Source organism: Salinarimonas soli (assembly GCF_008386575.1).
GTDB classification, from domain to species: domain Bacteria; phylum Pseudomonadota; class Alphaproteobacteria; order Rhizobiales; family Beijerinckiaceae; genus Salinarimonas_A; species Salinarimonas_A soli.
The window spans coordinates 1-26182 of sequence record NZ_VUOA01000025.1 but is presented as its reverse complement, the minus strand read 5'-3'; the positions used below and the strand labels follow the sequence as shown (position 1 = coordinate 26182).

22 protein-coding genes, 1 tRNA gene and 1 pseudogene are annotated in these 26182 nt (G+C 70.9%); 11 read left to right on the top strand and 13 right to left on the bottom strand.

Features of this window, described 5'->3' with window-relative positions:
- Positions 1-71: 71 nt before the first annotated feature.
- Entirely contained in the window at positions 72-497 is a 426-nt protein-coding gene (locus tag F0L46_RS13900) for a hypothetical protein (RefSeq protein ID WP_149818512.1), read from the top strand.
- A 71-nt stretch (positions 498-568) separates the two neighbouring features.
- Here the strand turns inward: F0L46_RS13900 and F0L46_RS13895 are convergent, their stop codons facing one another.
- The 5 genes from F0L46_RS13895 to cpdR all read right to left on the bottom strand — a co-directional run bounded on the left by F0L46_RS13895 (position 569) and on the right by cpdR (position 3651).
- Positions 569-1198 carry a response regulator transcription factor gene (locus tag F0L46_RS13895; protein ID WP_149818510.1) on the bottom strand — a complete coding sequence of 210 codons (630 nt, stop codon included), beginning with the start codon at positions 1196-1198 and terminating at the stop codon, positions 569-571.
- 127 nt (positions 1199-1325) lie between these two features.
- On the bottom strand, positions 1326-1748 hold the full coding sequence (locus F0L46_RS13890) for a response regulator transcription factor (RefSeq protein WP_149818508.1): 423 nt from the start codon (positions 1746-1748) through the stop codon (positions 1326-1328).
- Positions 1749-1861: 113 nt separating this feature from the next.
- Complete coding sequence (locus F0L46_RS13885; protein WP_149818506.1) at positions 1862-2179, bottom strand: VOC family protein; 318 nt, start codon at positions 2177-2179, stop codon at positions 1862-1864.
- Positions 2180-3130: 951 nt separating this feature from the next.
- Positions 3131-3205, bottom strand: a tRNA-Val gene (locus tag F0L46_RS13880).
- An 89-nt stretch (positions 3206-3294) separates the two neighbouring features.
- Positions 3295-3651: a cell cycle two-component system response regulator CpdR gene (gene cpdR / locus F0L46_RS13875; RefSeq protein WP_149818504.1), complete on the bottom strand. Its 357-nt coding sequence runs from the start codon at positions 3649-3651 to the stop codon at positions 3295-3297.
- Positions 3652-3884: 233 nt separating this feature from the next.
- On the opposite strand from cpdR, the gene F0L46_RS13870 reads away from it, so the two are divergent.
- Both F0L46_RS13870 and hisN read left to right on the top strand, forming a co-directional pair.
- The gene (locus F0L46_RS13870) at positions 3885-4775 is read left to right on the top strand and encodes an N-formylglutamate amidohydrolase (RefSeq protein WP_149818502.1); all 891 of its coding nucleotides are present in this window, start codon (positions 3885-3887) and stop codon (positions 4773-4775) included.
- A 482-nt stretch (positions 4776-5257) separates the two neighbouring features.
- Entirely contained in the window at positions 5258-6037 is a 780-nt protein-coding gene (gene hisN, locus F0L46_RS13865; RefSeq protein ID WP_149818500.1) for a histidinol-phosphatase, read from the top strand.
- 13 nt (positions 6038-6050) lie between these two features.
- Here hisN and F0L46_RS13860 read toward each other — a convergent pair whose 3' ends face one another.
- Positions 6051-7046 carry an alpha/beta fold hydrolase gene (locus tag F0L46_RS13860; RefSeq protein ID WP_149818498.1) on the bottom strand — a complete coding sequence of 332 codons (996 nt, stop codon included), beginning with the start codon at positions 7044-7046 and terminating at the stop codon, positions 6051-6053.
- A gap of 293 nt (positions 7047-7339) precedes the next feature.
- On the opposite strand from F0L46_RS13860, the gene F0L46_RS13855 reads away from it, so the two are divergent.
- Entirely contained in the window at positions 7340-7801 is a 462-nt protein-coding gene (locus F0L46_RS13855; protein ID WP_149818496.1) for an Hsp20 family protein, read from the top strand.
- Positions 7802-7871: 70 nt separating this feature from the next.
- Here F0L46_RS13855 and F0L46_RS13850 read toward each other — a convergent pair whose 3' ends face one another.
- Together F0L46_RS13850 and F0L46_RS13845 are read right to left on the bottom strand one after the other, a co-directional pair.
- Positions 7872-8624, bottom strand: coding sequence for a hypothetical protein (locus tag F0L46_RS13850; protein WP_149818494.1), 753 nt, complete (start codon positions 8622-8624; stop codon positions 7872-7874).
- 48 nt (positions 8625-8672) lie between these two features.
- Entirely contained in the window at positions 8673-9743 is a 1071-nt protein-coding gene (locus F0L46_RS13845; RefSeq protein ID WP_149818492.1) for a threonine aldolase family protein, read from the bottom strand.
- Between the two features lie 551 nt (positions 9744-10294).
- Here F0L46_RS13845 and gltB point away from each other — a divergent pair.
- The 4 genes from gltB (at position 10295) to F0L46_RS13825 (ending at position 17023) form a co-directional block, all read left to right on the top strand.
- Complete coding sequence (gene gltB / locus F0L46_RS13840) at positions 10295-15013, top strand: glutamate synthase large subunit (protein WP_149818490.1); 4719 nt, start codon at positions 10295-10297, stop codon at positions 15011-15013.
- A 3-nt stretch (positions 15014-15016) separates the two neighbouring features.
- Positions 15017-15259, top strand: coding sequence for a type II toxin-antitoxin system HicA family toxin (locus F0L46_RS13835; protein ID WP_149818488.1), 243 nt, complete (start codon positions 15017-15019; stop codon positions 15257-15259).
- A gap of 17 nt (positions 15260-15276) precedes the next feature.
- Positions 15277-15492 carry a type II toxin-antitoxin system HicB family antitoxin gene (locus F0L46_RS13830; RefSeq protein WP_149818486.1) on the top strand — a complete coding sequence of 72 codons (216 nt, stop codon included), beginning with the start codon at positions 15277-15279 and terminating at the stop codon, positions 15490-15492.
- A 106-nt stretch (positions 15493-15598) separates the two neighbouring features.
- Positions 15599-17023 carry a glutamate synthase subunit beta gene (locus tag F0L46_RS13825; protein ID WP_149818484.1) on the top strand — a complete coding sequence of 475 codons (1425 nt, stop codon included), beginning with the start codon at positions 15599-15601 and terminating at the stop codon, positions 17021-17023.
- 449 nt (positions 17024-17472) lie between these two features.
- Here the strand turns inward: F0L46_RS13825 and mltG are convergent.
- From mltG to F0L46_RS13810, 3 genes and pseudogenes are all read right to left on the bottom strand, one after another.
- Positions 17473-18834: pseudogene (gene mltG, locus F0L46_RS13820) on the bottom strand (endolytic transglycosylase MltG); the annotation flags it as partial.
- 206 nt (positions 18835-19040) lie between these two features.
- Positions 19041-20303 (bottom strand): beta-ketoacyl-ACP synthase II, encoded by a 1263-nt coding sequence (fabF, locus tag F0L46_RS13815; RefSeq protein WP_149818480.1) that lies wholly within the window; start codon positions 20301-20303, stop codon positions 19041-19043.
- A gap of 61 nt (positions 20304-20364) precedes the next feature.
- Positions 20365-20601 (bottom strand): acyl carrier protein, encoded by a 237-nt coding sequence (locus F0L46_RS13810; RefSeq protein WP_149818478.1) that lies wholly within the window; start codon positions 20599-20601, stop codon positions 20365-20367.
- A gap of 324 nt (positions 20602-20925) precedes the next feature.
- Here F0L46_RS13810 and F0L46_RS13805 point away from each other — a divergent pair, with 324 nt between their 5' ends.
- Positions 20926-21201 (top strand): hypothetical protein, encoded by a 276-nt coding sequence (locus F0L46_RS13805; RefSeq protein WP_149818476.1) that lies wholly within the window; start codon positions 20926-20928, stop codon positions 21199-21201.
- A gap of 229 nt (positions 21202-21430) precedes the next feature.
- On the opposite strand, the gene fabG is transcribed toward F0L46_RS13805, so the two are convergent.
- Together fabG and fabD are read right to left on the bottom strand one after the other, a co-directional pair.
- On the bottom strand, positions 21431-22168 hold the full coding sequence (gene fabG, locus F0L46_RS13800; RefSeq protein ID WP_149818474.1) for a 3-oxoacyl-[acyl-carrier-protein] reductase: 738 nt from the start codon (positions 22166-22168) through the stop codon (positions 21431-21433).
- A gap of 14 nt (positions 22169-22182) precedes the next feature.
- Positions 22183-23130 carry an ACP S-malonyltransferase gene (fabD, locus tag F0L46_RS13795; protein ID WP_149818472.1) on the bottom strand — a complete coding sequence of 316 codons (948 nt, stop codon included), beginning with the start codon at positions 23128-23130 and terminating at the stop codon, positions 22183-22185.
- Between the two features lie 143 nt (positions 23131-23273).
- Between fabD and F0L46_RS13790 the strand changes: the two genes are divergently transcribed.
- Positions 23274-24659, top strand: a complete 1386-nt coding sequence (locus F0L46_RS13790; RefSeq protein WP_149818470.1) for a multicopper oxidase family protein — start codon at positions 23274-23276, stop codon at positions 24657-24659.
- A 56-nt stretch (positions 24660-24715) separates the two neighbouring features.
- Positions 24716-26038: a lipopolysaccharide biosynthesis protein gene (locus F0L46_RS13785; RefSeq protein WP_240539991.1), complete on the top strand. Its 1323-nt coding sequence runs from the start codon at positions 24716-24718 to the stop codon at positions 26036-26038.
- The last annotated feature ends 144 nt before the right edge of the window (positions 26039-26182 follow it).

The following is a 26182-nucleotide window of genomic DNA, read 5'->3' as shown; positions in this document are numbered from 1 at the left end:
ACGGTACCCTCATGAGAAGCGCTCCTGATGGCAGTCAGCCACCGGATGGCGCTCGTGACCTGGAGCCCGTCATGCTGTACCGCGCCTACTTCCCCGGCCGTACGCTCCCCCGCCGCTCGTCGTGGACCACGCCGATCCCCGGGGACCCGACCGCGTCCGTCCCGGTCGCGGATTGCATCGAGCTCCTCACCGCGATCGTCGCCAACGCCGAGGCGGTGCGCGTCTCCCTCGGCGCCGGGCCGCTCACGCCGGCCGCGGCACCGCTCGTGCAGGGCCTGACGTCGGGCGCCCTGGAGCTCGCCGCGGCTCTCAGGGACCGGCGGCTGACCCGTTCGGCGGCACCCTGCGCGATCGCCGCGATCAACGAGGCGACCCTCGCCCTCCTCGACCTGCTCGACACGACGCAGGCCACGAGCCAGCCCGTGACCGTCTCGGTCCTCTCCCTGGCCGGCAACGTCGAGCGCCTGATGCTCATCGTGCGCGACGCCGCGTTCTGACGCACCGGGCGACGCTCGCGAGCCCTGCCCTGGGCTCGTGACGTCGGGCTTCCCGGCTCCAGGCCGCCGCCCTACCCGTGCTTGCCGATTGCCGAGGTGATGCTGAGCGCCCGGGCCATCAGGACGAGATCGGCGAGCGAGCGCGCCTGCATCTTGCGCATCACGTTCCCGCGGTGGACCTTCACGGTGATCTCGCTGAGCTTCAGGAGGCCGGCCACCTGCTTGTTGAGCAGGCCGGCCGTCACGTGCGCCATCACCTCCCGCTCCCGGGTGGTGAGGCTTTCATAGGCGTTGCGCAGGCTCGACGCGGCGGCGTCCGCCTCGCGGGCCGAGGCGTCGCGGGCGAGCGCGTTCGCGACCGCGTCGAGCATGTCCTGGTCGCGGAAGGGTTTCGGCAGGAAGTCGACCGCGCCGGCCTTCATGGCACGCACGGTCATGGGCACGTCGGCATAGCCCGTCATCATGACGACAGGGAGCCGGACGCCGAGCTCCGCCAGCCGCGCCTGGACGTCGAGCCCGCTCATGCCCGGGAGGCGGATGTCCATGACCACGCAGCCGGGGCGATCCAGCGGCAGCCCGTTCAGGAAATCCGTGGCGGTGGGGTAGGTCTCGCAGGGCAGATCGACCGACCGGAACAGCCCCGAAAGCCCGGCGCGCAACGCCGCATCGTCCTCGACGACGAAAACCGTGGGCTGGCTCATGGCGATCTCCAGCGTGCCTCCGGGCCTGGCCTGGAGCGTCAGCCGCGCGATGCACGGGCTTAACATAGCTTAGGCGGCGAGTTCCACCAACCTTCACCATGCAGGCGAGGCGCGCCAAGCCATGCGCTCAGGGCGGGGCGGCACCGGAGGCGGCCTCGCCCGGACGCACGCCGCCCCCCGCGATCGCCTTCGCGATCGCGTCGATGAGGTCCTGGCCTCGCGCTGGCTTGAGGAAGCACGCGATCGCCCCGGCGCGGCAGGCGCGCTCCTTGATCTCGGCGCTCGCATGCCCGCTGATGAAGACGGCTGGCGGGGCTCCGCCCGCCCGGACGAGCTCCTCGTAATAGTCGAGGCCGTCCTGCCCCGGCAGGCGGATGTCCAGAAGGAGGCAGTCGATCCTGACGGGCAGAGCGGCCGCCCGCAGGGCTTCGACGGAGCCGAAGGCCTCGGCCTCGTAGCCGAGCGACCGCATGAGGCCGCGCAGGGAATCCCGGACGTTGGTGTCGTCGTCGACGATGACGATCAAGGGATGGTGGGGCGCCATGCTCATCGAAAACCCGTCCCCGTATGGCACCCGCCTCGCCGCGTCCCGGCCCGTGCGCGGAGGGCCATGGCATCCCAGGGCCGCGCGGGGAGAAGTCTAGCGGGTGCACGCGGCGAGAGCTAGAGCGGCCACGGCCGGAAGGGGCGGCTTGCGCCGTCGTCATCGTGCGATTCGCATACTTGGCCGTGCCGTCGGCGTTCGGCGCGAAGGGCGGCCTTCGGCCTGGCGCTCCGCGGCCGCGCCGTGTTCCCGGCGCCCTCCCGCTCCAGAAAGGCGAAGGCGCTTTCGGAGCGCTGATAGGCGATGGTGAAACCAAGGCCCTCGCACCAGAAGCGCAGGCTGACGGCGAGGTCCGTGACGTCGAGCTCCGGGACGAGCCGCGCGATCCCTCCGGCCGGACCATAGGCTGCCACGTCGTCCATCGATTGCGCCCGCATGCGGAGGGCCTACGATGGGCCCTCGGAGCTTGAGGTGCAAGGTCGTCCGAAGCCCTGATCCGCGCGTATCACGATCCGCGCCCTGAATGCAGCCCATGGATGCTCCGAGGTCCGTGCCGATGTCAGCAGAGACGTTCTTTCGCGCGCGTCATCGATGGCGTCGCTGCTCCTCGCCGCTACCGCCATCCTCAACTCCTGGATCTCCGGGCAGAGCATGCCCGAGGCCAAGGCCATGACATGATGACCTGAGCACGAAAAAGCCCCGCCGACACGGGTCGGCGGGGCGAGGAGGCTTTCGACGTGATGGTGCCTCGATCTGTCGACGTGGGCCAGCCGTTCGTGAACGGATGGTTAAGGGGCTTCGCTCACGAGGAGTGCAAGCAGCCGAGGTGCTTACCGCCTATTGGCGGGCAATTGCGGCTGCAGAGTACCCGAGCCGCTTCGGCTCACGCCGGGTCCCGACGTCGCGGAGCCGCTTGTCGTATTCGACTCGGACCCGCTGAGGCTTCCGCCGCTGCCTTCGTTCCTGCCGGTCGAACCAGTGACGCCGCCGGTCGAACCAGTCGCTCCCGTCGCCGAGTTGCTGCCGGTGCTGGCGCCGCTGTCGCTGCTGTTGGCGCTGCTGCCGGCGCCCGCGCCACCTGCGCTCGAGCCCCCGCCGCTGCTGCTGCCGCTGCCGTCACCGCTCTGTGCCATGGCCCCGAAGCTCAAAGAGAGCGCAGCCACCGTTACAGCCGTCAAATATGCCAGTCGCATATCGAAGCCTCCCTCATGGGTCCTGGCCGATACCGCCGTCCCATCGCAGGCCAACTCCTTGGACCGGGGTGTGTTCCGAGCTCAGACCCGGACCATCGTTCAGGGGGGTCCGAGGCGCTTCGGCGCGGCTCCAGGCTCGCTGGAAGCAAGCAAAGAAAAACCCTGCCAAATCCATGATCTGGCAGGGCTCCGAAATGGTGGGCGCGACAGGGATCGAACCTGTGACCCCTACGATGTCAACGTAGTGCTCTCCCGCTGAGCTACGCGCCCTTGGGGAGGCGGCCGGGGCCGTTCCCAAGTCGAGGCGGCCGATATAGCGGCTCGATTCCCGGCTGGCAACCGGAAAACCGGGCCCTTATTCACGCCGCGAGCAGCTTCTCCACCTCCTGCACGAGCTCGCGCAGATGGAAGGGCTTGGAGAGGACCTTGGCGTCCTTGGGCGCGTTCGAATCCGGGTTGAGCGCCACGGCGGCGAAGCCCGTGATGAACATCACCTTGATGTCGGGGTCGAGCTCGGTCGCGCGGCGCGCGAGCTCGATGCCGTCCATCTCGGGCATGACGATGTCGGTGAGCAGGAGCTCGAAGGGCTCCTCCCGCAGGCGGTTATAGGCCGACAGGCCGTTGTCGAACGAGGCCACGTCGTAGCCGGCATTCGCGAGCGCCTTCACGAGGAAGCGGCGCATGTCGTTGTCGTCTTCGGCAAGGAGGATCTTCATGGCGCTCGTCCGCTCGCGGCGATTCGGGAAGTTTGTTCCATAAACCCGCCTCTCGGTAAACAAGGGATGAATCGGCGCAGGGACGGACCCCGGCGCGAGGCCCCGGCGCCGGCCCGTCGTTTGGCCGCACCCGGGCGCCCCACATCCGCCGCGAGCGGCCCGGATCATTCGCGGATGGACAGACGTTCACCAGGGCGTCACATTGCCTGCGCCGCGCGGCCGACCCGAGCCTTATGAGCCCAGCCATCGAACCCGAATTCGACCCCCCCTTCGTGATCGAGGAGCCGACGCGGCAGACCGCCCCGTTCGTGTTCAACGCGCCCCATGCCGGGGCGATCTATCCCGGTCCCTTCCTGCTGGCATCGCGCCTCGACGCCCTGACCCTGCGCCGCTCGGAAGACGCCCATGTCGACGCGCTCTTCGCCGACGTGACGGCGCTCGGGGCGCCGCTCATGCGGGCCTGCTTCCCGCGCGCCTATCTCGATCTCAACCGCGAGCCCTACGAGCTCGATCCGCGCATGTTCGACGGCCGCCTGCCGGCCTTCGCCAACACCCGCTCCATGCGGGTCGCGGGCGGCCTGGGCACGGTGCCGCGCATCGTGGCCGACGGGCAGGAGATCTATCGCGGCCGGCTGCCGGTAGACGAGGCGCTGCGGCGGATCGAGGGGCTCTACAAGCCCTATCACCGGGCGCTGCGAGGCCTCCTCCTGCGCACGGGCCAGGCCTTCGGCCACGCCATCCTCATCGACTGCCACTCGATGCCCTCCTCGAGCCTCAACCGGGAGGACGTGCCGAAGGCCGACATCGTGCTCGGCGACCGCTACGGCACGAGCTGCTCCAGCCGGCTCACGGGCAGCGTCGAGGCGGCCTTGCGCGGGCACGGCTATACGGTCGTGCGCAACAAGCCCTATGCGGGCGGCTTCATCACCGAGCATTACGGGGAGCCCGCCGCGGGCCGCCAGGCGCTCCAGATCGAGATCAACCGCGCCCTCTACATGGACGAGCGGACGCTCGGCCGTAAAAGCTCGTTCACGGCGCTGGCCGGCGACCTTGCGGCGGTGTTCGAGCGGGTGATCGCGGAGGTGGGCGGCGATCTCGGGGCGCACGGGATCGCGGCGGAGTAGATTTCCGAGGGCGACCTTCTTCCCCCCTCATGCTGAGGAGCCGGCGCCAGCGGGCGTCTCGAAGCACGCAGGGCCCTTGCCACAGCCGTCCGGAGATCCCTGGAGCGCCCTTCGAGGCTCGCTCTGCTCGCGCCTCAGGACGAGGAGGACTGTGTGACGGGCGGTTTCTTCCCCCCGCCCAAGAAAAAAGGCCGCACCGAGGTGCGGCCCAAGTCTAGGGAGGAAACGCCCAAGGAGGGCATACGAGATCGCGACGCCATCGCGATATCGCAATGCACAATTTAGAGTGCGTTGCACAAAGCGCAAGCCGGAATCCCCGATTTGGCATGCATCAGGCGCATGACGGCCGTGACCTCCGCTGCCGGAACCCCGGTGATCCGGCGGGGCTGCGGGCTCGTGCGCATGGGCGCGGGCGGTTGACGAATCCCTCGCGCTAGGGCCCAACCGAGGGTGATCCGCCTGCCCGAACCGACGGTCCTCCGATGAGCCTCATCGACTTCTCCCAGTTCGTGAACGAGCTCGCGACGCTGTCGGGCCAGGCGATCCTGCCCTTCTTCCGCACCGCCATGGCGCCCGAGAACAAGGGTGAGGGGGTCTTCGATCCCGTCACGGAGGCCGACCGGGCGGCGGAGGCGGTCATGCGCCAGCTCATCAAGCGCACCTTCCCGAGCCACGGCATCGTCGGCGAGGAGTTCGGCAGCGAGGGCGAGGACGCCGAGTGCGTGTGGGTTCTCGACCCCATCGACGGCACCAGGGGCTTCATCTCGGGGCTGCCCACCTGGGGCACGCTCATCGGCCTCATGCGCGGCGGGCGCCCGGCCTACGGCATGATGCACCAGCCCTTCACGGGCGAGCGCTTCTTCGGCGACGGCGGCGGATCGTTCTATCGCGGGCCCGGCGGCGAGCGCCGCCTGCGCGCCCGGCGCTGCCCGACCCTCGCCGAAGCCACCATCGCGACCACGAGCCCGCGGCTGTTCGACGAAGCGCAGCGGGCGGCCTACGAGCGCGTCGAGGCGGGCACGCGGCTCGCCCGCTACGGCACCGACTGCTACGCCTATTGCATGGTGGCGGCGGGGCACGTCGACCTCGTGATCGAGGCGGGCCTCCAGCCCTACGACATCGTGGCGCTCGTGCCCATCATCGAGGGTGCGGGCGGCGTGGTGACCACCTGGGACGGCGGTCCCCCGGCCGGCGGCGGCGCGATCGTGGCCGCGGGCGACAAGCGCCTGCACGCGGCCGCGCTGGAACTCCTCAACGCCTGAGGCAAGCCGTCCTTCAGCCCGTCGCCGCCTCCGCGGGGGTGGGGGTGTCCGGGGGCGCGAAGCTCCGGTCGGGCGTCCCGGGGATGAAGGCGTCGAAGGCGGCCCAGAACTGGCGCCGGATCGGATCGCTCTCCATGAGGATCTCGTGGCGTGCGCCCCGCAGCACCAGCGCATGCCCCGCCTTGAGACGGGCCGCGAAGCGCTCGATGGCGGGCGTCGAGCAGACGGGGTCGTTGCCCGCCGCCACCACGAGGGTGGGCAGCCGGATCTCCAGCGGCGCGCGGGTCTCCGTGAACCGGGCCATGAAGCGGAAGGCGGCATGGAGCCAGCCCACCGTCGGGTCGCCGATGGCGCCCGGGCCCACGGCAGCCGCGGAGGTCGCGTTGCGGGCATAGCGCACGGGGTCGCCCGTGAGGCGGTTGCCGGCGAAGGGCTTCGTCGCGATCGAGGTGGCGCCGCCGCCGGGGATGTACTGCTTGCCGAGCCCCAGGGCCCACAAGGCCTGCGCCACCATCGGCGGCCAGCGCTCGGCCCGGATCATGGACAGGCGGATCATGGGGGCCAGCGCCACGAGGCGCTCGACGGGCAGGGCGTCCCGGCGGGCGAGGTCGAGGGCGATGGCCGCCCCCATCGAATGGGCGAGGACGAACCAGGGGCGCGGTCCCGAGGGCGTCATCACCTGCTCCACCACCGCCTCGAGATCGAGGGCATAGTCGGAGAAGCGCCGCACATGGCCCCGGCGTGGATCCGGCACCTCCCGGTCCGAGCCCCCCTGGCCGCGCCAGTCGAAGGTGACCACGGCGAGATCGCGGGCCAAGAGGTCGCCGATGGTCTCGAAATACTTCTCGATGAACTCCGCCCGCCCCTGCAGGAGGAGCACGGTGCCCCGCACCTCGCCGCCGGCCGGAGCCCAGCGCGCGGTGCGCAGCGACAGGCCGTCCCGGGTCTTGACCGCGAGGATTTCGGCACCGTCCGGGACGGGATTGTCGGGGGTGGGGACGAGCTCCACGGGGTGCTCCGGCGGGAGGGGCAATGGGATGAGAACGATGCCCGAGCTTACGGCGTTCACGGGGTCTTGGCGACTCCGCGAAGGCCTCCCCGCGGGTTTGGCTGTCGTTTCGGTAAACCGGCCGGGCGCCCGCCTCAGGGGCACGTCGCGACCATCACGTGGGCGGGTCTCGGACCTCTTGACGCCGGAACGGCACGCCCCCACCTCAAGACCGTGCCGGCCATGACGGCGGCACGACGGGTCCGGCCCTCGGGCGGACCGCTTTCTGCATGTCGCTTCAAGGAGGATATGCCATGCGACAGTTCGATCTTGCTCCCCTCTACCGCAACACGGTCGGGTTCGACCGCCTGTTCTCGATGCTCGACCAGATCGTCGGCGTCGACGCCGCTCCGAGCTACCCGCCCTACAACATCGAGCGGACGGGCGAGACCGCCTACCGCATCACGGTCGCGGTCGCCGGCTTCACGGAAGCCGACCTCGCCATCGAGGTGAAGGAGAACACCCTCACGATCCGCGGCTCCAAGGGGCCCGAGGAGGGTGAGCGCAAGACCGAGATGCTCCACCAGGGCATCGCGGCCCGCGCCTTCGAGCGCCGCTTCCAGCTCGCCGACGGCGTGCAGGTGAAGGGCGCCGGCCTTGCGAACGGCCTCCTCCACGTGGAGCTCGAGCGCCAGATCCCCGAGGCCAAGAAGCCCCGCCTGATCCCGATCAGCGGCACCACCGAGCCCAAGACCATCGAGCAGCAGGCCGCTTAAAGGCAGCCCCCTCGCCTTCATCGGTGAAGAGTGGAGCGCCCCGGATCACCGGGGCGCTTTTTTCATGCGCTCATTCGACCTTCGGCTCGGGCGGCGCCTCGGGGGCCGGGACGCCGATCTCGTCGACGCCGCGCTGGCTGCGCGGCAGGACCGGGGTCACGCCCTCGATCACGCGGACGGGACCGGTGCGGGGCGCCTGCGGCGTCGCGACGGCGGCGGGCCGCTCGGGCTGGGGCTCGGGAGCCTTCACGGCGGGAGCGGGCGCGGGCGGCACGGCGCGGGCACGGGGCCGCTCGGGCGCGGGCGTTGGGGCCGCCGCGACGGGGCGCTCGGCAGGGGCAGGGGTCACGGCGCGCGGCGCCGCGGCCGGCGGCGGCTCGACGCGCACCGTCGGGGCGGGGCGCGGCTGGCGCGGGGCCGGCCGTACGATCTCCTCCTCTTCCACCACGCCGGGCCGCTCGTAGCGGCGAACCCACGGGGGCGGCGCCTCGTAGCCCCGGGTGTCGAGGGAGCCACCCTCCAGGTTGACCCGGCGCAGCACCTGCCCGTCGAAGGCGTCGACCAGGAGGCGGACGGTCTCGCCGCGGGGCGACACGGCGTCCACCACATAGGCGTCGCCGTTGAAGCGGGCGCCCGACAGGGGCTCGAAGCCGCGCCGCGACAGGATCTGGAGCACCTGCCGGCCGGACAGCGGGGGCTCGGCAGCGCCCGGGACGGGGAGGGGAGGCACGTTCGAGAACTGCGCCGCCGCCGGCGTCGCGGCGGCGAGGGCGACCGCGAGGGCGAGGGCGGCGAACGGGACGGGGTGCGCTTTGTACATCATGGCCGGGACCATCATCAGGGATTGCGGCGGGGCTAGGGCGAAGCTCGGCTATTCGGCCGCGACCCTGCGTCCGTGGGCGACGGCGAGGAGGCGGTCGATCATTTCGGGGCTCGTGGCGAAGGAGGTGACGAGGCGCACGAGCACCTCGTCCTCGGCGACCCTCTCGTCCGGCGGCAGGCTCGAGGGCGTCCAGGGGTGGTAGACGGCGCCCGCCGCCCGCAACGCCTCGTCGAGGGAGCGGGGCAGGATCGCGAAGACCTCGTTGGCCTGCGTGGCCCAGGCCAGGCGCACGCCGGGCCGCTCGCACAGCCCCTGGGAGAGGCACGCCGCCATGGCGTTGGCATGCCGCGCGTTGGCGAGCCAGTGGCTGTCGGCCAGATAGGCGTCGAGCTGCGCCGAGAGGAGCCGGCCCTTCGACAGGGTGTGGCCCGAGCGCTTGCGCCGCCAGGGCATGGACTCAGCCTGTGCGGGATCGAAGAAGATCACCGCCTCGGCGGCAAGGCAGCCGTTCTTGGTGGCGCCGAAGGTGAGGACGTCGACGCCCGCCTTCCAGGTTATCTCGGCGGGGCGGCAGCCCAGCGCCACGAGGGCGTTGGCGAACCGCGCCCCGTCCATGTGGACGGCGAGGCCCCGGGCGTGGGCGACGTCGGCGAGGGCGCGGATCTCGTCGGGCGTGTAGACGAGGCCGCACTCCGTGACCTGGGAGATCGACAGCGCCCGGGGCGGCATCTGCTTCACCGAGCGGGAAAGCCCGTCGAGATAGGCGGCCACGGTATCGGGCGCGAGCTTCGCGCCGACGCCCGGCAGCCCGGCGAGCTTGGCGCCGTGCATGAAGAACTCGGGCGCGCCGCACTCGTCGTCGATGATGTGGGCCTCGGCATGGCACACGGCGAGGCCGTAGGGCGGCACGAGGGCCGAGAGCGCCAGGGCGTTGGCGCCCGTGCCCGTCGCCACGAGGCTCACGGCGACCTCCCGCTCGAAGAGCCCGCAGAACGCGGCCTCGACCCGCGCCGTGAGCGGATCGGCGCCATAGGCGGGCATGGGCCCGTCATTGGCCGCGACGAGGGCCTCCAGCACGGGGCGGCTTGCCCCCATGACGTTGTCGCTGGCGAAGTTCATCCCGTCCTCCGGTCCCGATCCCCTCCCGGCTTCTTAGACCGGATCGGACCCTGCCGTCATGGTCTGCCTGCACGATCTGCGGACCGGCTGAGGCGCTTTCGCGGACGGGACTGGCGGTGAAGGGGGCGGGCGTGCCTCGTTGAGCGATAGGAAATACGCTTAAGCCAGGGTGTGCATGCGCTTCGTTTCGCGTCGCCAGCTCGGCGCGTAATAAAACACCAAAAAACGTGCCGTTGCCCCCTTGTGCACCCTATCGAAATCTGTCAGTTTCCGGGATGTAAAAGGACAGTGATGCTGTCCCAATAGGCGGGGCCCCGGCGGCCCTCCCGCAACGGGGTTGAGACCATGGCCCGGACCACGGCCAAACGAGCTCTCAAACGGACTGCCCGCACGACGCGGGCGCTGCGGACGCGCGCCGGCTGATCAGCCCCGGCGGGAGTGTCCGCGAGGCGCGGACGTTCCCCTCACCAGGACGACCGACCTCGACACGGGACAAGGGCGACGGCACGGGCGGCCGTCAACCGATGGTGCGAATGGGCGCGAGGGAAGCGATGACCGATCAAGGGAAGACCACGGACGGAGCCGCCGCCATCACGAGCCCGCGCGGCTCGAAGCAGCGCCCGTTCCCCCTGCGCGATCCCGGCCTGCCCGGCGCCCAGGGCCTCTACGATCCGGCGCAGGAGAAGGATTCCTGCGGCGTCGGCTTCATCGCCGACATGAAGAACCGCAAGACCCACGCCATCGTCGAGCAGGGTCTTCAAATCCTGCGCAACCTCGACCATCGCGGCGCGGTGGGCGCCGACCCGAAGATGGGCGACGGCTGCGGCATCCTCGTCCAGATCCCGCACCGCTTCTTCGCGGCCGAATGCGCCAAGGAGGGCATCTGGCTGCCCGAGCCCGGCCATTACGGCGTCGGCCATCTCTTCATGCCCCGGGATCCCGAGGGCTTCCGCGTCGTCCAGGAGATCGTCACCAAGGCGATCGCCGACGAAGGGCTGCAGCTGATCGGCTGGCGCGACGTCCCCGTCGACCCCTCCGATCTCGGCGAGAGCGTCAAGGCGACGGAGCCCCTGCACCGGCAGATCTTCGTCGGACGCCCGAAGTCCATCGCCGACCAGGACACCTTCGAGCGCCGCCTCTTCCTCGCCCGCAAGGTCATCTCGAACGCGGTCTACGACCTCAAGGACCCGCGCACGGCGGGCTATTATCCCGTCTGCCTGTCCTCGCGCACCGTCGTCTACAAGGGCATGGTGCTCGTGACCCAGCTCGGGTCCTATTACCGCGACCTCACCGACCCGCGCTTCGAGAGCGCCATCGCCCTCGTCCACCAGCGCTTCGCCACCAACACCTTCCCGACCTGGCAGCTCGCCCACCCCTACCGGATGGTGGCCCATAACGGCGAGATCAACACGCTGCGGGGCAACGTGAACTGGATGGCGGCCCGCCAGGCCTCCGTCGACTCGGAGCTCTTCGGCAACGACATCTCGAAGATCTGGCCGATCTCCTACGAGGGCCAGTCCGATACGGCGTGCTTCGACAACGCCCTGGAGTTCCTGGTGCAGGGCGGCTACTCGCTCGCCCACGCCATGATGATGCTCGTGCCGGAGGCCTGGGCCGGCAACCCGCTCATGGACGAGCCCCGGCGCGCCTTCTACGAGTACCACGCGGCGCTCATGGAGCCGTGGGACGGCCCGGCCGCCGTGTGCTTCACGGACGGACGCCAGATCGGCGCGACGCTCGACCGCAACGGCTTGCGCCCCGCCCGCTACCTCGTCACCGACGACGGCCTCGTGGTGCTCGCCTCCGAGTTCGGCGTGCTGCCCATCGCCGAGGAGCGGATCGTCGAGAAGTGGCGCCTCCAGCCCGGCAAGATGCTGCTCATCGACCTGGAGCAGGGCCGCATCGTCTCCGACGACGAGATGAAGCGCTCGCTCGCCGAGGCGCATCCCTACAAGGACTGGCTCAAGCGCACCCAGATCGTCCTGGAGGACCTTCGCCCCGTTCAGGCCCGCGAGAGCCGCACCGACGTGTCGCTCCTCGATCGCCAGCAGGCCTTCGGCTATTCCCAGGAGGACCTGAAGCTCCTCATGCAGCCCATGGCCGTCACGGGCCAGGAGGCGGTGGGCTCCATGGGGACGGATACGCCGATCTCCGCCCTCTCCGACAAGGCGAAGCTCCTCTACACCTATTTCAAGCAGAACTTCGCCCAGGTCACGAACCCGCCGATCGACCCGATCCGCGAGGAGCTCGTGATGAGCCTCGTGTCGTTCATCGGGCCGCGCCCCAACATCCTCGATCTCGAGGGCACCTCGCGCCGCAAGCGCCTGGAGGTCCGCCAGCCGATCCTCACCAACGAGGACCTGGAGAAGATCCGCTGCATCGGCCATTTCGAGGACCGCTTCGACACCAAGACCCTCGACATCACCTATCCGGTGGAGGCCGGCGCCGAGGGTCTCGACGGGGCCGTCGACCGCCTGTGCGATCGCGCGGAGGCCGCGGTGCACGGGGGCTACAACATCATCATCCTGTCCGACCGGATGGTGGGACCCGACCGCATCCCGATCCCGGCCCTGCTCGCCACGGCGGCGGTGCACAACTACCTCATCCGCAAGGGGCTGCGCACCTCGGTGGGCCTCGTGCTCGAATCCGGCGAGCCGCGCGAGGTGCACCATTTCTGCTGCCTTGCGGGCTACGGCGCCGAGGCGATCAACCCCTATCTCGCCTTCGAGACCATCGCCGACATGCACCGGCGGGGCGACCTGCCGGCGGAGGTCGACGCGGACGAGGCGGTCAAGCGCTACATCAAGTCCATCGGCAAGGGCATCCTCAAGGTGATGTCCAAGATGGGCATCTCGACCTACCAGTCCTATTGCGGCGCCCAGATCTTCGACGCGGTGGGCCTGCGCCGGGACTTCGTCGACCGCGACTTCTTCGGCACCTCGACGATCATCGAGGGCATCGGGATGGCGGAGGTCGGCGAGGAGACCGTGAGCCGCCACCGCGACGCCTTCGGCGACGCGCCGGTCTACCGCAGCTCCCTCGACGTCGGCGGCGAATACGCCTACCGCCTGCGCGGCGAGGAGCATGTCTGGAACCCGGACACGGTGGCGACGCTCCAGCACGCCGTGCGCCTCAACGCGGCGGACCGCTACCGCGACTATGCCCGCCTCGTGAACGAGCAGGAAAGCCGCCTCAAGACCATCCGCGGCCTGTTCCGGCTGAAGAGCGCCCAGGAGATCGGCCGCGAGCCCATCGCGCCCGACGCCGTCGAGCCCGCGGCCTCCATCGTGCGCCGCTTCTCCACGGGCGCCATGTCGCTCGGCGCCATCTCCAAGGAGGCGCACGAGACCCTGGCGCTCGCCATGAACGCCATCGGGGCGAAGTCGAACACGGGCGAGGGCGGCGAGGACTCGTCGCGCTACCGGCCGCTGTCGGACGGGCGTTCCAAGCGCTCGGCGATCAAGCAGGTGGCCTCGGGGCGCTTCGGCGTCACCACGGAGTACCTCGTCAACGCCGACATGATGCAGATCAAGGTGGCTCAAGGCGCCAAGCCCGGCGAGGGCGGCCAGCTGCCCGGCCACAAGGTCGACGCCGTCATCGCGCGGCTGCGCCACTCGACGCCGGGGGTCGGCCTCATCTCGCCCCCGCCGCACCACGACATCTACTCCATCGAGGACCTGGCCCAGCTCATCTTCGACCTCAAGAACGTGAACCCCGCCGCCGACGTGTCGGTGAAGCTCGTGGCGGAGGTGGGCGTCGGCACGGTCGCGGCGGGCGTCGCCAAGGCGCGCGCCGACCACATCACGGTGTCGGGTTTCGAGGGCGGCACGGGCGCGTCCCCGCTCACCTCGATCAAGCATGCGGGCAGCCCTTGGGAGATCGGGCTCGCCGAGACGCAGCAGACCCTGGTGCTCAACCGGCTTCGCGGGCGCGTGGCGCTCCAGGCCGACGGCGGCATCCGCACGGGACGGGACGCGATCATCGCGTTCCTGCTCGGCGCCGACGAGATCGGCTTCTCCACCGCGCCCCTCATCGCTGCGGGCTGCATCATGATGAGGAAGTGCCACCTCAACACCTGCCCCGTGGGCGTGGCGACCCAGGACCCGGTGCTGCGCAAGCGCTTCGTGGGGCTGCCCGAGCATGTGATCAACTACTTCTTCTTCGTCGCGGAGGAGGTCCGGGAGATCATGGCCGAGCTCGGCTTCGCGGGTATCGACGAGCTCGTGGGGCGCTCCGACGTCCTCGACCGCGAGGCGGCAGTGGACCACTGGAAGGCCAAGGGCCTCGACTTCACGCGCCTCTTCCACCGCCCCGAGGTCGGCCCGGACGTGGCGATCCGCCATGTCGAGCGCCAGGTGCACCCGATCGCGGACGTGCTCGACCGGCGGCTCATCGCGGCCGCGATGCCGGCCCTGGAGCGCGGCGAGCGGGTCGAGATCGCCGAGACCATCGGCAACGCGGACCGCACGGTCGGCGCCATGCTCTCGGGCGAGGTCGCCAAGCGCTACGGCCACGAGGGCCTGCCCGACGACACCATCGACGTGCGCCTCACCGGCACCGCCGGCCAGAGCTTCGGCTCATGGCTCGCCGCCGGCGTGACCCTCACGCTGGTGGGCCAGGCCAACGACTATGTCGGCAAGGGCCTGTCGGGCGGAAAGCTGATCATCCGGCCGGCGGCGGAGTCCCGGGCTATCCCTGAGCGCTCCATCATCGTGGGCAACACGGTGCTCTACGGAGCGATCGCGGGCGAGTGCTACTTCCGCGGGGTGGCGGGCGAGCGCTTCGCCGTGCGCAACTCGGGCGCCATCGCGGTGGTCGAGGGCACGGGGGATCACGGCTGCGAGTACATGACCGGCGGCGTGGTTGTGGTGCTCGGCCAGACGGGGCGCAACTTCGCGGCGGGCATGTCGGGCGGCATCGCCTACGTGCTCGACGAGGACGGCTCCTTCGGCCGCCGCTGCAACCTCTCCATGGTCGATCTGGAGCCGGTGCCGGAGGAGGAGGACCTCATGCAGCGCCTCCACCACCATGGCGGCGACCTGGAGACCAAGGGGCGCATCGACCTCCTGGCCAACATGTCGGGCCACGACGAGGAGCGCCTCATGCAGCTTATCGCCAACCACCACACCTATACGGGCTCGACGGTGGCCAAGGCCATCCTCGACGATTGGGCGGGCTACCGGACGAAGTTCGTCAAGGTGATGCCGGTGGAGTACCGGCGCGCGCTGCAGGAGATGGAGCGGGCGCAGATGATGCACGCGGCGGAGTGAGTATTGGGCGGGCGCGATCTTGAGAACCGTCTGCGCCGCAATCCCGCTGGCGACTGGACCATCCAGGACGTCCAGGCCGTCTGCGCGGGGCGGAGCGTGTCCTGCACCCCACCGCGCGGCGGCGGGTCGCATTGGAAGGTGTCGCATCCGGGGAGTGTCATGATATTGACGATCCCGGCGCGGTCGCCGGTGAAGCCGGTCTATATTCGCAAGCTCATCCGCTTCCTGGACGAGCTTGACGATTAGGTAAGAGGAGGACGGCGATGGTGGAGTTGCAATATCCCGTCTTGATCGAACCTTTGACACCCGAGGACGGTGGGGGATTTCTCGCTTCGGTTCCGGATCTTCCGGGCTGCATGAGTGACGGGGGGACGCCTGAGGCGGCCCTTCGCAACGTGCAGGACGCCATCGTGGAGTGGATCGAGGAAGCGCGGGCGATGGGACGTGCGATTCCGCGACCCTCGCGGCGAGCCGCCTGACGCTCGACCGACGCAGCGTTGAGGGAATGGCTGGAGCGGCATCCCCCAAGGGGTGAGGCTCCGGGAACGAGGTTTGTAGGCGGCGCGGCCGCGGGATGAGGCGACCATGGGCAAGGTCACGGGCTTTCTCGAATACGACCGCCAGGAGCAGAAGTATCAGCTCGCGGGCGACAGGGTGCGTCACTTCCGGGAGTTCACCCTCCCGCTGGAGGATCGCGACCTGCAGAAGCAGGCGGCACGCTGCATGGATTGCGGCATCCCCTTCTGCCACGGCCCGACGGGCTGCCCGGTCCATAACCAGATCCCCGACTGGAACGACCTCGTCTTCAACGACGCCTGGGAGGAGGCCTCGCGCAACCTCCATTCCACGAACAACTTTCCCGAGTTCACCGGCCGCATCTGCCCCGCGCCCTGCGAGGAGGCCTGCACGCTCAACCTCGAGAACCAGCCGGTTACCATCAAGACCATCGAGCAGGCCATCGCCGACAAGGCCTGGGAGATGGGCTGGATCAAGCCGGAGCCGCCCCAAACCCAGACCGGCCGCCGCGTGGCGGTGATCGGCTCGGGGCCGGCGGGCCTCGCCGCCGCCCAGCAGCTCGCCCGCGTCGGCCACGAGGTGCACGTTTTCGAGCGCGAGCCCCGCGCCGGCGGCCTGCTGCGCTACGGCATCCCCGACTTCAAGATGGAGAAGCACCACATCGACCGCCGCGTGAAGCAGATGGAGGCGGAGGGCGTCGTGTTCCATTACGGCGTGAACATCGGGGTGACGAAAAGCTTCGCCTCGCTCCACAACGAGTTCGACGCCGTGCTGCTGGCCGGCGGTGCCGAGGACCCCCGCGATCCCAAGCTCCCGGGGCAGGACCTCAAGGGCGTGCACTACGCCATGCCCTATCTCACCCAGTCGAACCGCCGGGTCGGGCGGGAGACCATGGGCGAGGAGCCCGACATCCTGGCCGGCGGCAAGCATGTCGTCGTCATCGGCGGCGGCGACACGGCGTCCGACTGCGTCGGCACCGCCTTCCGCCAGGGCGCGCTCTGCGTGACCCAGCTCGACATCCGCCCCAAGCCCCCCGAGCGGGAGGACAAGCTCAAGGTGTGGCCCTATTGGCCGACCAAGATGCGCACCTCCTCCTCGCAGGCGGAGGGAGCCGAGCGCGAGTTCGCGGCGGCGACGCTCGGGATCGAGGGCAAGAACGGCCGCGTCACGGGCGTGCTCTGCGCCCGCGTCGACGAGAAGCGCCAGCCGATCCCCGGCAGCGAGTTCGTCATCAAGGCGGATCTCGTCTTCATCGCCATCGGCTTCGCAGGCCCCGTCAAGGCGGGCCTCATCGAGCAGGCCGAGATCGATCTCGACCGGCGCGGCAACGTGCTGGCGGACGACCGGGCCTACCGGACCTCGGCCGAGAAGGTCTTCGTCGCCGGCGACATGCGTCGCGGCCAGTCCCTGGTGGTCTGGGCGATCCGCGAGGGCCGCCAGGCCGCGCGCGCCATCGACATGCATCTCACGGGCGCGACGACCCTGCCCGTGTGAGGCGGCGGCTGAGAGGCTGGGCGGAACGTGGCTCCACCCTCGTCCCCGCCTTCGGGGGCAGGCTCCAAGATGCGACCCCTGACTTGATCCGGGGATCTTCCGGAGCCTGCGGCGACGCGCTGCGTGCTTCGAGGCTCGCCTACGGCTCGCACCTCATCATGAGGAGGAGAGGAGCACAGGCCGGGCAAGATTTTGAGACGACCGACGCGGCCGCCCTCCACGGGGCGGCCGTTCTCGTCGAGGCATCAGTTCTCGGCGGGGGCCTGTGCTGGCGCCTGGGCGGGCTGCGCGCGCTGCTGCTGGCGGCGGGGAGCGGGCTTCTCGGCGACGGCGGGCTTATCGGCCGTGTCAGGCTTCGGCGCGGGCTTGGCGGCTTCTCTCCGCGCCGCGCGCTCGGCCTGGCCGTTGGCGGGCTTCGTGCGCTCGCCGGTCCGCCGGCCTGGGGCAGGCGGCTCCTCCGCGATCGGCACGTTCTTGGGCGAGTTCAGGTCGAAGGTGTTGTTGAGAAGCGGATCGCGGGCCGTGCCGGCGATCGGGTCCGCCGGGTTGCTGCCCGTGCGGGCCGGGCCCGGGAGGCCTGCCGCCGTGAAGGCGGAGGCCGCGGCGGGAGCGTCGCCCCGCGTCTCGGGCGGCGGCGGCTCTACGCGATCGACCGCCGCGGCGCCGGCCTGGCCCGCGTCGCGCGACCGCTCGACCTGCCGCCAGCGCGCCACGTTGCGCTGGTGCTGCTCGTAGCTTTCGGCGAAGGCGTGCCCGCCGGTGCCGTCGGCGACGAAATAGAGGTCGCGGGTGCGCGAGGGGCTCGCCACCGCCTCCATGGCGGCGCGGCCCGGATTGGCGATGGGGCCGGGGGGCAGGCCGTCGACGGCATAGGTGTTGTAGGGCGTCGGCCGGTCGATCTCGGCGCGGGTGATGCCCCGTCCCAGCGTGCCCTTGCCGCCCACGAGGCCGTAGACGATCGTGGGATCGCTCTGGAGCCGCATGCGCTTGTTGAGCCGGTTGACGAACACCCCCGCGACCCGGGTGCGCTCGTCCGCCCGGCCCGTCTCCTTCTCCACGATCGAGGCGAGGATCACGAGCTCCTGCGGGGTCTTGATCGGCAGGTCGGAGGCGCGGCGCGACCAGATCTGGTTCAGCGCCTGGCGCTGCTGCGACTGCATGGAGGCGACGAGCTGCTGGCGGGTCATGCCGCGCTCGAACTTGTAGGTGTCGGGCAGGAGCGAGCCCTCGGGCGGCACCTCCGCGACCTCCCCCGTGAGGATCTCGTTCTCCATCATGCGGGCGATGATCTGCTGGCTCGTGAGGCCCTCGGGCACGCTGAAGGAGTGGAGGATCGAGCGGCCGCTGGTGAGGACGTCCAGGGCGCCGTCGATGCTCACGTTGGCCTTGAACTGGTACTCGCCCGCCCTGAGGGCGCCGCGCTGCCGGTTGAGAAGCGCGTAGAGCTCGAACAGGGTCGGCTGGGCGATCACGCCCTCGCGGCGCAGGAGCTCGGCGATCTCGTTCACGCCCGTGTTGCGGGGGATGAGCACCACCTTGTCCATGGCGAGCGGGCCGGCCTCGCCCGCCTGCCGGCTCACGAAGGTGACCGCGAGCATGGCGCCCACCGCCAGGAACAGCACGAGGCTCAAGGCCGCGCTCATGGACGAGAGCAGGCCGCCCCGGGGGCGGCGGACCTTGGGCGGCGGCGGGGGAGCGGTCGTAGGCTTGATCGCCTCGCTCGGGCTCCGAGGCGCCATGCGCATCTGCCCGCTCGTGGACGGGCTCGCCGGCGGGGGAGGCGGGGGAGCGTCTTTACGTCGACCGAACATGCGGTGGGGTCACGAGCTGGAGCGGCGAGGAACCCGCCGGCCGGCGGTACGGTGAAAGCTAACCTAACCGGGAATGTGGCGAAAGCGCGCCGCCGATTCGACCACAGGAAGAGAACGGACCCCCGTCGGCCCCCCGTGCCGACGGACAGGCGCGCGAGATCCCGCCGCTTGGACGGGATCGCCGGCCGGTGGGGTGCGGACGGGGCTCAGGCCGCGCGGCGGAACACGAGCGAGGCGTTGGTGCCGCCGAAGCCGAACGAGTTCGAGAGCACGACGTCGATGTCGCGCCGCTTCGCCTCGCGGGGCGACAGGTCGATGGGGGTCTCGACGGACGGGTGGTCGAGGTTGAGGGTCGGCGGCACGATGCCGTCGCGCATGGCGAGCACCGAGAAGATCGCCTCCACCGCGCCCGCGGCGCCTAGCAGATGCCCGACCGACGACTTCGTCGAGGACATCGCGAGCGTCGCCGCCGCGTTGCCCACCAGGCGCTCGACGGCGCGCAGCTCGATCTCGTCGCCTAAGGGCGTCGAGGTGCCGTGGGCGTTGATGTAGTCGATGTCCGAGGGGCTGATGCCGGCGCGCTTGAGGGCCGCCTGCATGCAGCGATAGGCGCCGTCGCCGTCCTCGGACGGGGAGGTGATGTGGAACGCGTCGCCCGACAGGCCGTAGCCCACCACCTCGGCATAGATCTTGGCGCCGCGCGCCTTGGCGTGCTCGTATTCCTCGAGCACCACCACGCCTGCGCCCTCGCCCATGACGAAGCCGTCGCGGTCGCGGTCGTAGGGGCGCGAGGCCCGGGTCGGCTCGTCGTTGAAGCGGGTCGAGAGGGCGCGGCAGGAGGCGAAGCCCGCGAGCGCCAAGCGGTTGATCGGGGATTCGGTGCCGCCGGCCACCATCACGTCCGCGTCGCCGAGCGCCACGAGGCGGGCCGCGTCGCCGATGGCGTGGGCGCCCGTGGAGCAGGCCGTCACCACCGAGTGGTTCGGGCCCTTGAGGCCGTGCTCGATGGAGACATAGCCCGAGGCGAGGTTGATGAGGCGCCCGGGGATGAAGAAGGGCGAGATGCGGCGCGGGCCCTTCTCGTTGAGGATCGTCGAGGCCTCGTAGATGCCCTCGATGCCGCCGATGCCCGACCCGATCAGCACGCCCGTGGCGGTCTGGTCCTCGTGGGTCTTGGGATGCCATCCGGCATCCGTGAGGGCCTGCGTGGCGGCCGCCATAGCGAAGATGATGAACTCGTCGACCTTGCGCTGCTCCTTGGGCTCCATCCACTGGTCGGGATTGAAGGTGCCCTCGGTGCCGTCGCCCCGGGGGATCTGGCAGGCGATCTTGCAGGCGAGGTCGGAGACCTCGAACTTCTCGACCCTCGACGCGCCGCTCTCCCCCGCGACCAGACGCCGCCAGGTGGGCTCGACTCCGCAGCCGAGGGGGGTGACCAGGCCAAGGCCGGTGATGACGACGCGACGCATCAAAGAATCCGCTGTGAAAAATGGGTGCGGCGCCCCGGGCGGACCCGGAGCGCCCCGGCCGTCAGGCCGCGTTCTTCTCGAGGAACTTGATCGCGTCGCCGACGGTGACGATCGTCTCGGCCGCGTCGTCCGGGATCTCGACGTTGAACTCCTCCTCGAACGCCATCACGAGCTCGACGGTGTCGAGGCTGTCGGCGCCGAGATCGTCGATGAAGTTCGCGTTCTCGGTCACCTTCTCGGACTCAACGCCCAGGTGCTCGATCACGATCTTCTTCACGCGCTCAGCGATGTCACTCATCGGTCGTTCCTCGTTTCAGTCGATGGGAGCCCGGACGGTGAGGGGCTCGGAGGGTGGAGGGCGACGCGACATCGGTAAGGACGCAGCGCCGACAATGCCGTGCAAAGCGGGATTTGCGTCGGCGGTCAAGTCCCCGAAGCGGTGGAGGCGTGATTAGCACGCGCTTTCGCCCGTGGCGAGGGCCGCGCGGGAGGGAGCGGTCGGGCGTCTCGCATCTAGCGGGAGCATCGAGGCTGGTCCATTCGATGACATAAAATCATATTTGATTATTATAACTGATATTTTATATTCGCCGACGTTCACAACCATTCGGAAAGGCGCACCATGTCGACCCTGCCCATGTCCAATTCCAGCAACGTGCAGCAGACCATGACCCAGCAGACCCTGCAGTCGACCCAATCGCAGCAGAACGGGAACATGTTCACGAACCTGCTGCAGACCGTCTCCAACCTGCAGCAGATCTCGGCCATGGGCGTCCCGGGCGGGCTCGTCGGCGCCGCGGTCTTCAGCCTCGCCCGCAGCGCGATCCAGGGGAACGGCAACCCGGGCCAGCAGTCCGGCGGGGGCGCCGGCTCGAACGAGACCGGCCGCTCGGCCTGATAATTGAGGGCGCGGCGTCGGGGGGCGCCGCGCCCTCAAGAGCCGACCCGGAAAGACTTGCTCCCGTCTCCCCTCATGCTGAGGAGGCCTGCGGCGCAGGCCGTCTCGAAGCACGCACCACCTCGCCACGGTCGCAGGGAGACCACTGGAACGCCCTTCGAGGCCCCGCGTTGCGGGGCGCCTCAGGACGAGGTGGGCGGGCGAGATCGGCGAGGTTATCGGGCCAATCTCAAAACATCGCCATGCCGCCGTTCACGTGCAGCGTCGTGCCCGTGACGTAGGCGGCCTCGTTCGAGGCGAGGTAGACCACGGCCGCCGCGATCTCGGCGCCCGAGCCCAGGCGCCCGGCGGGCACGTTGCCGAGGATCGCCTCGCGCTGCTTCTCGTTGAGGGCGTCCGTCATCGGCGACTCGATGAAGCCCGGCGCCACGACGTTCACGGTGATGCCCCGGCTCGCCACCTCCGCCGCGAGCGCCTTCGACAGGCCGATCAGGCCCGCCTTCGCGGCGGCATAGTTGCCCTGGCCGGGATTGCCCGTGGAGCCCACGACCGAGCCGATATTGACGATCCGGCCGTGGCGGCGGCGCATCATGCCCTTCACGGCGGCGCGCGAGAGGCGGAAGGCAGCGGTGAGGTTCACCGACATGACGCTGTCCCACTCCTCGTCCTTCATGCGCAGGAAGAGGTTGTCGCGGGTGATGCCGGCATTGTTCACGAGGACGTCGAGGCCGCCGAGCGCCGCTTCCGCCGCGGGCATCAGGCCCTCCACCGAGTCCTTGTCGCCGAGGTTCGCCTCCAGCACGTGGACGCGCTCGCCGAGCGCGGCGGCAAGCTCGTCGAGAGCGGCGCGGCGGGTGCCCGAGAGGGCGACGGTGGCGCCCTGGGCGTGGAGCGCGCGGGCGATGGCGCCGCCGATGCCGCCGGTGGCACCCGTCACGAGGGCCTTGCGGCCGGTGAGATCGAACATGTTGCGTCCTCGCGTCAGGCGTTGAGGTGGGTCTTGAAGGCCGCGACGTCGTCGGGCGTGCCGATGGCCGAGCCCGTCGCGCCCGCGGCGATGCGCTTGACGAGCCCCGTCAGCACCTTGCCGGAGCCGACCTCCAGGAAGCTGTCGACGCCCCGCGCCGCCATGTGGGCGACGCTCTCGCGCCAGCGCACGGTGCCCGTCACCTGCCGGATGAGCGCGTCGCGGATCGCTTCCGGGTCGGAGAGGGGGGCGGCCTCCACGTTGGCGACCACGGGCACCGCCGGCGCCCGAAGGGTCACGCCCGCCAGCGCCTCACGCATGGCGTCGGCCGCAGGCGCCATCAGGGCGCAGTGGAAGGGGGCGGAGACCGCGAGCATCACGGCGCGCTTGGCGCCGCGCCCGGGGGCGAGCGCGACGGCACGCTCGACCGCGGCCTTGTCGCCCGAGACCACCACCTGCGCCCCGCCATTGTCGTTCGCCACGTCGCAGACGTCGCCCTGCGCCGCCTCGCGGGCGACCTCGGCGGCGGCCTCGAGCTCGAGGCCGAGCAGCGCCGCCATGGCGCCGGTGCCGACGGGGGTCGCCCGCTGCATCGCGTCGCCGCGGATGCGCAGCAGGCGGGCCGTGTCGGCGATCGAGAACGTGCCCGCGGCGGCGAGCGCCGAATATTCGCCGAGCGAATGGCCGGCGACGAAGGCGGCGTGGCGCTTGAGGTCGAGGCCGGTTTCCGCCTCCAGCACCCGCATGGCGGCAAGGCTCACCGCCATCAGGGCGGGCTGCGCGTTGGCGGTCAGCGTCAGCTCGTCGGCGGGGCCTTCCCACATCAGCGCCGAGAGCCTTTGGGACAGGGCGGCGTCCACCTCGTCGAACACCGCGCGCGCCGCCGGGAAGGCGTCGGCGAGCGCCTTGCCCATGCCCACGGCCTGGCTGCCCTGCCCTGGAAAGATGAATGCCCGCGTCATGCGCTGCGCCCCGTCCTGCGAAGAAAAGCGGGCGCGGAGTCGCACCCCCTCCGGGTCAAGTCAAGGGCGGCCGGGCGCTGCGCTCCCGTGGAGCCTTTGACAGAGCCCCCGGAGCGGGTTTCATGGACGCCGGAGGTCGACCCATGCCCGCTCCCACCCGCCGCGCCCTGCTCGCCGGGGCCGGCGCGCTCGCCGCGATGCGGGTGCTCCCCGCCCGGGCGGGCTCGCCCGCCGCCCATCGCCTCGTGATCGCCCCGGCCGAGGTGCCCCTCGTGGCGCCGGGCGGGCCGGACACCGCCGTCTGGAGCTACAATGGCGGGGTGCCGGGGCCCGTGATCCGGGCCCGCCAGGGCGAGCGGCTCCAGGTCGAGGTCGAGAACCACCTGCCCGTGGACACCACGGTGCACTGGCACGGGGTGCGGGTGCCCCATGCCATGGACGGCGTTCCACACCTGACGCAGGCGCCGATCCCCGCCCGCGGCGGGCGCCACCTCTATGCCTTCGACCTGCCGGACGCGGGCACCTTCTGGTATCACCCCCATCTCCTGAGCGGGGAGGCGGTGGGCCGGGGACTGGCGGGGGCCCTCGTCGTCGAGGCGCGCGAGCCGCTCCAGGTCGACCGCGACCTCGCCTGGGTGCTCCAGGACTGGCGCGTCACCCGCGAGGCCGCGCTCGCGCCCTTCGGCGGCTTCCACGACGCGGCCCATGCCGGGCGGCTCGGCAACGTCGTGACCCTCAACGGCTCGGCGGCCGAAGCCTTCGCGGTGCGCTCGCGCGAGCGGCTGCGGCTTCGGCTCGTCAACGCCTCCTCCGCCCGGGTCTACGCCCTGGAGTTCCGCGAGCTCGCCCCCCTCGTGATCGCCACCGACGGCCACCCGATCGAGCCGCACGCCCCCGAGGGCAGGCGGGTCGTGCTGGGACCGGGGCAGCGCACGGACCTCATCGTCGATTGCCTCGGCGATCCGGGCGCGGTGGCCGCGGTGGTGGACCACGGCGACCCGCGCTTCGCCTATGGCCTCGTCAACCTCGTCTACGATCCCGACCCGATCCGCGAGGAATACGCGCCCGCCCCGACGCCGATCGCCCCCAACCCGCTGCCCGCGCCGGATCTGGGCGCCGCCGAACCCCTCGTCCTGCGCCTGGAAGGCGGCGCCATGGGCGGCCTTACCCGGGAGATGGCGGGCCGGGGCGTCGCCTGGACCCTCAACGGGCTCTCCGCCCACGAGGGGCACCACGATCACGCGGTGCTCGCGACCCTGCGCTCGGGGCGCTCGTACCGGGTGGAAATCATCAACGACACGGCCTGGCGCCATCCCATGCACCTGCACGGCCATGTCTTTCGCGTGCTCACCCGCAACGGCGTCCCCGTGGCCCGGCCCGAATGGCGCGACACCGCGCTCGTCGAGCCGCGCGAGCGGGTGGAGATCGCCTTCGTCGCGGGGGAGCCGGGCGACTGGGTGGTGCATTGCCATGTCCTGGAGCACCAGGGCGCCGGGATGGCGGGCCTGTTCCGCATCGCGCCGGCTTAAGGGTCCCGCAACGCGAGCCCGCTAGGCTCACGCCCTGAGCAGAGCAGGGAGGGGACGTGACGGCGGCATCGGCGGCGATGGCAGGGGGCGTGGCGACGCTCGCGCGGGCGCAGCGCTCCGCGCTCGCGGTGCTGGCGATCCGGGTGCTCGGGGCGGCCATCGCCTACGGCGTCCAGGTGCTGCTCGCCCGCCTCCTCGGCCGGGCCGAGTACGGCATCTATGCCGCGGTCTGGATCTGGGTTGCGATCCTCGGCCACGGGGCCCTGTGGGGCGTCGGCCAGTCGGTCTACCGCTTCGTGCCGCATCACCGCGCCTCCGGCGAGCCCGACCTCGCCCGCGGCTTCCTGGCCGGCGGCGCCCTCTTCGTGCTCGCGAGCGCGCTCCTCGTCGCGGCTTTAGGCGGCGTGCTCCTGTGGCTTGGCGGCGATCGCCTCGGGGCGGCCTATACGGCGCCGCTCGTGGTGGCGCTCCTCGTGCTGCCGCTCTTTGCCCTGCAGGATTATGCCGAGGGGGTGGCCCGCGCCTTCCACTGGACGGCGCTTGCCATCGCGCCGCCCTATCTCCTGCGCCCGGCCCTCATCGTGCTCGCCATGGTGGGCCTGATCGCGGCCGGCGCGCCCGCCGATCCGGCGGTGGCGATGATCGCCTTCGCGGTCGCGGCGGCGGCGTCGCTCGCCGTCCAGGCCACGATGCTGCTCGCGCGCCTGCGCCGGGAATTGCCGGCGGGCTCCCGGGCCTATCGCCCGCGCCTCTGGGCCGCCGCCTCGCTCCCCATCGCGCTCGTCGACCTCACGACCCTGGGCCTGAGCTATGTCGACGTGCTCATCCTGAGCCTCTTCCTGCCGCCCGAGGCGGTGGGGCTCTATTTCGCGGCGACCCGCATCCTCCAGTTCGTGGCCTTCGTGCCCTATGCCGCCTCCGCGGCCACCGCCGGCCGGTTCGCCGAGGCCCGGGCCATGGGCGACGACGCTACCCTGCGCGCCCTCGTGCGCCAGGCCGTGCGGCTTACCACCCTCGCGACCCTCACGGCGGGCGCGGGCGTGCTCGCCGTCTCGCCGCTGCTGCTTGCCATGTTCGGCTCCGGCTTCCAGGGGGGCGTGGGCCTGCTCGCGATCCTCGTCGCGGGCGTGGCGCTCCAGGCCGCCTTCGGGCCGGGCGAGGACGTGCTCACCATGCTCGGCGCCGAGCGGGTCTGCGCGGCGGTGTCGCTCGCTGCCCTGGCGCTGGCGGCGGCCTTGAACCTCGCCCTCATCCCAATCCTCGGCCCGACCGGCGCCGCTCTCGCCATGGCGGGGGCGGGCGTCGCGCGGGCCCTCGGGCTCGCGATCGCGGCCCGAAGGCGCCTCGGCATCGCCACGCACGTGCTCGCCGGGCGCTGAGCGCGTGAGGGAACCGGCCGCCGCTCCCATCCTCCATCCTCGTCCTGAGAGCCTGACCCGCAAGGGTTCGCACCTGACCCGCTCACGCTGAGGCGCGAGCGGAGCGAGCCTGGCTGCTCGCCGCCCCCCCCCGACGCGGGGGGG

Coding starts and splice junctions, on each gene's coding strand:
- F0L46_RS13900 (WP_149818512.1), top strand. CDS start 72: ATGCTGTACCGCGCCTACTTCCCCGGCCGTACGCTCCCCCGCCGCTCG.
- F0L46_RS13895 (WP_149818510.1), bottom strand. CDS start 1,198: ATGAGCCAGCCCACGGTTTTCGTCGTCGAGGACGATGCGGCGTTGCGC.
- F0L46_RS13890 (WP_149818508.1), bottom strand. CDS start 1,748: ATGAGCATGGCGCCCCACCATCCCTTGATCGTCATCGTCGACGACGAC.
- F0L46_RS13885 (WP_149818506.1), bottom strand. CDS start 2,179: ATGCGGGCGCAATCGATGGACGACGTGGCAGCCTATGGTCCGGCCGGA.
- cpdR (WP_149818504.1), bottom strand. CDS start 3,651: ATGAAGATCCTCCTTGCCGAAGACGACAACGACATGCGCCGCTTCCTC.
- F0L46_RS13870 (WP_149818502.1), top strand. CDS start 3,885: ATGAGCCCAGCCATCGAACCCGAATTCGACCCCCCCTTCGTGATCGAG.
- hisN (WP_149818500.1), top strand. CDS start 5,258: ATGAGCCTCATCGACTTCTCCCAGTTCGTGAACGAGCTCGCGACGCTG.
- F0L46_RS13855 (WP_149818496.1), top strand. CDS start 7,340: ATGCGACAGTTCGATCTTGCTCCCCTCTACCGCAACACGGTCGGGTTC.
- F0L46_RS13850 (WP_149818494.1), bottom strand. CDS start 8,624: ATGATGTACAAAGCGCACCCCGTCCCGTTCGCCGCCCTCGCCCTCGCG.
- F0L46_RS13845 (WP_149818492.1), bottom strand. CDS start 9,743: ATGAACTTCGCCAGCGACAACGTCATGGGGGCAAGCCGCCCCGTGCTG.
- gltB (WP_149818490.1), top strand. CDS start 10,295: ATGACCGATCAAGGGAAGACCACGGACGGAGCCGCCGCCATCACGAGC.
- F0L46_RS13830 (WP_149818486.1), top strand. CDS start 15,277: ATGGTGGAGTTGCAATATCCCGTCTTGATCGAACCTTTGACACCCGAG.
- F0L46_RS13825 (WP_149818484.1), top strand. CDS start 15,599: ATGGGCAAGGTCACGGGCTTTCTCGAATACGACCGCCAGGAGCAGAAG.
- fabF (WP_149818480.1), bottom strand. CDS start 20,303: ATGCGTCGCGTCGTCATCACCGGCCTTGGCCTGGTCACCCCCCTCGGC.
- F0L46_RS13810 (WP_149818478.1), bottom strand. CDS start 20,601: ATGAGTGACATCGCTGAGCGCGTGAAGAAGATCGTGATCGAGCACCTG.
- F0L46_RS13805 (WP_149818476.1), top strand. CDS start 20,926: ATGTCGACCCTGCCCATGTCCAATTCCAGCAACGTGCAGCAGACCATG.
- fabG (WP_149818474.1), bottom strand. CDS start 22,168: ATGTTCGATCTCACCGGCCGCAAGGCCCTCGTGACGGGTGCCACCGGC.
- fabD (WP_149818472.1), bottom strand. CDS start 23,130: ATGACGCGGGCATTCATCTTTCCAGGGCAGGGCAGCCAGGCCGTGGGC.
- F0L46_RS13790 (WP_149818470.1), top strand. CDS start 23,274: ATGCCCGCTCCCACCCGCCGCGCCCTGCTCGCCGGGGCCGGCGCGCTC.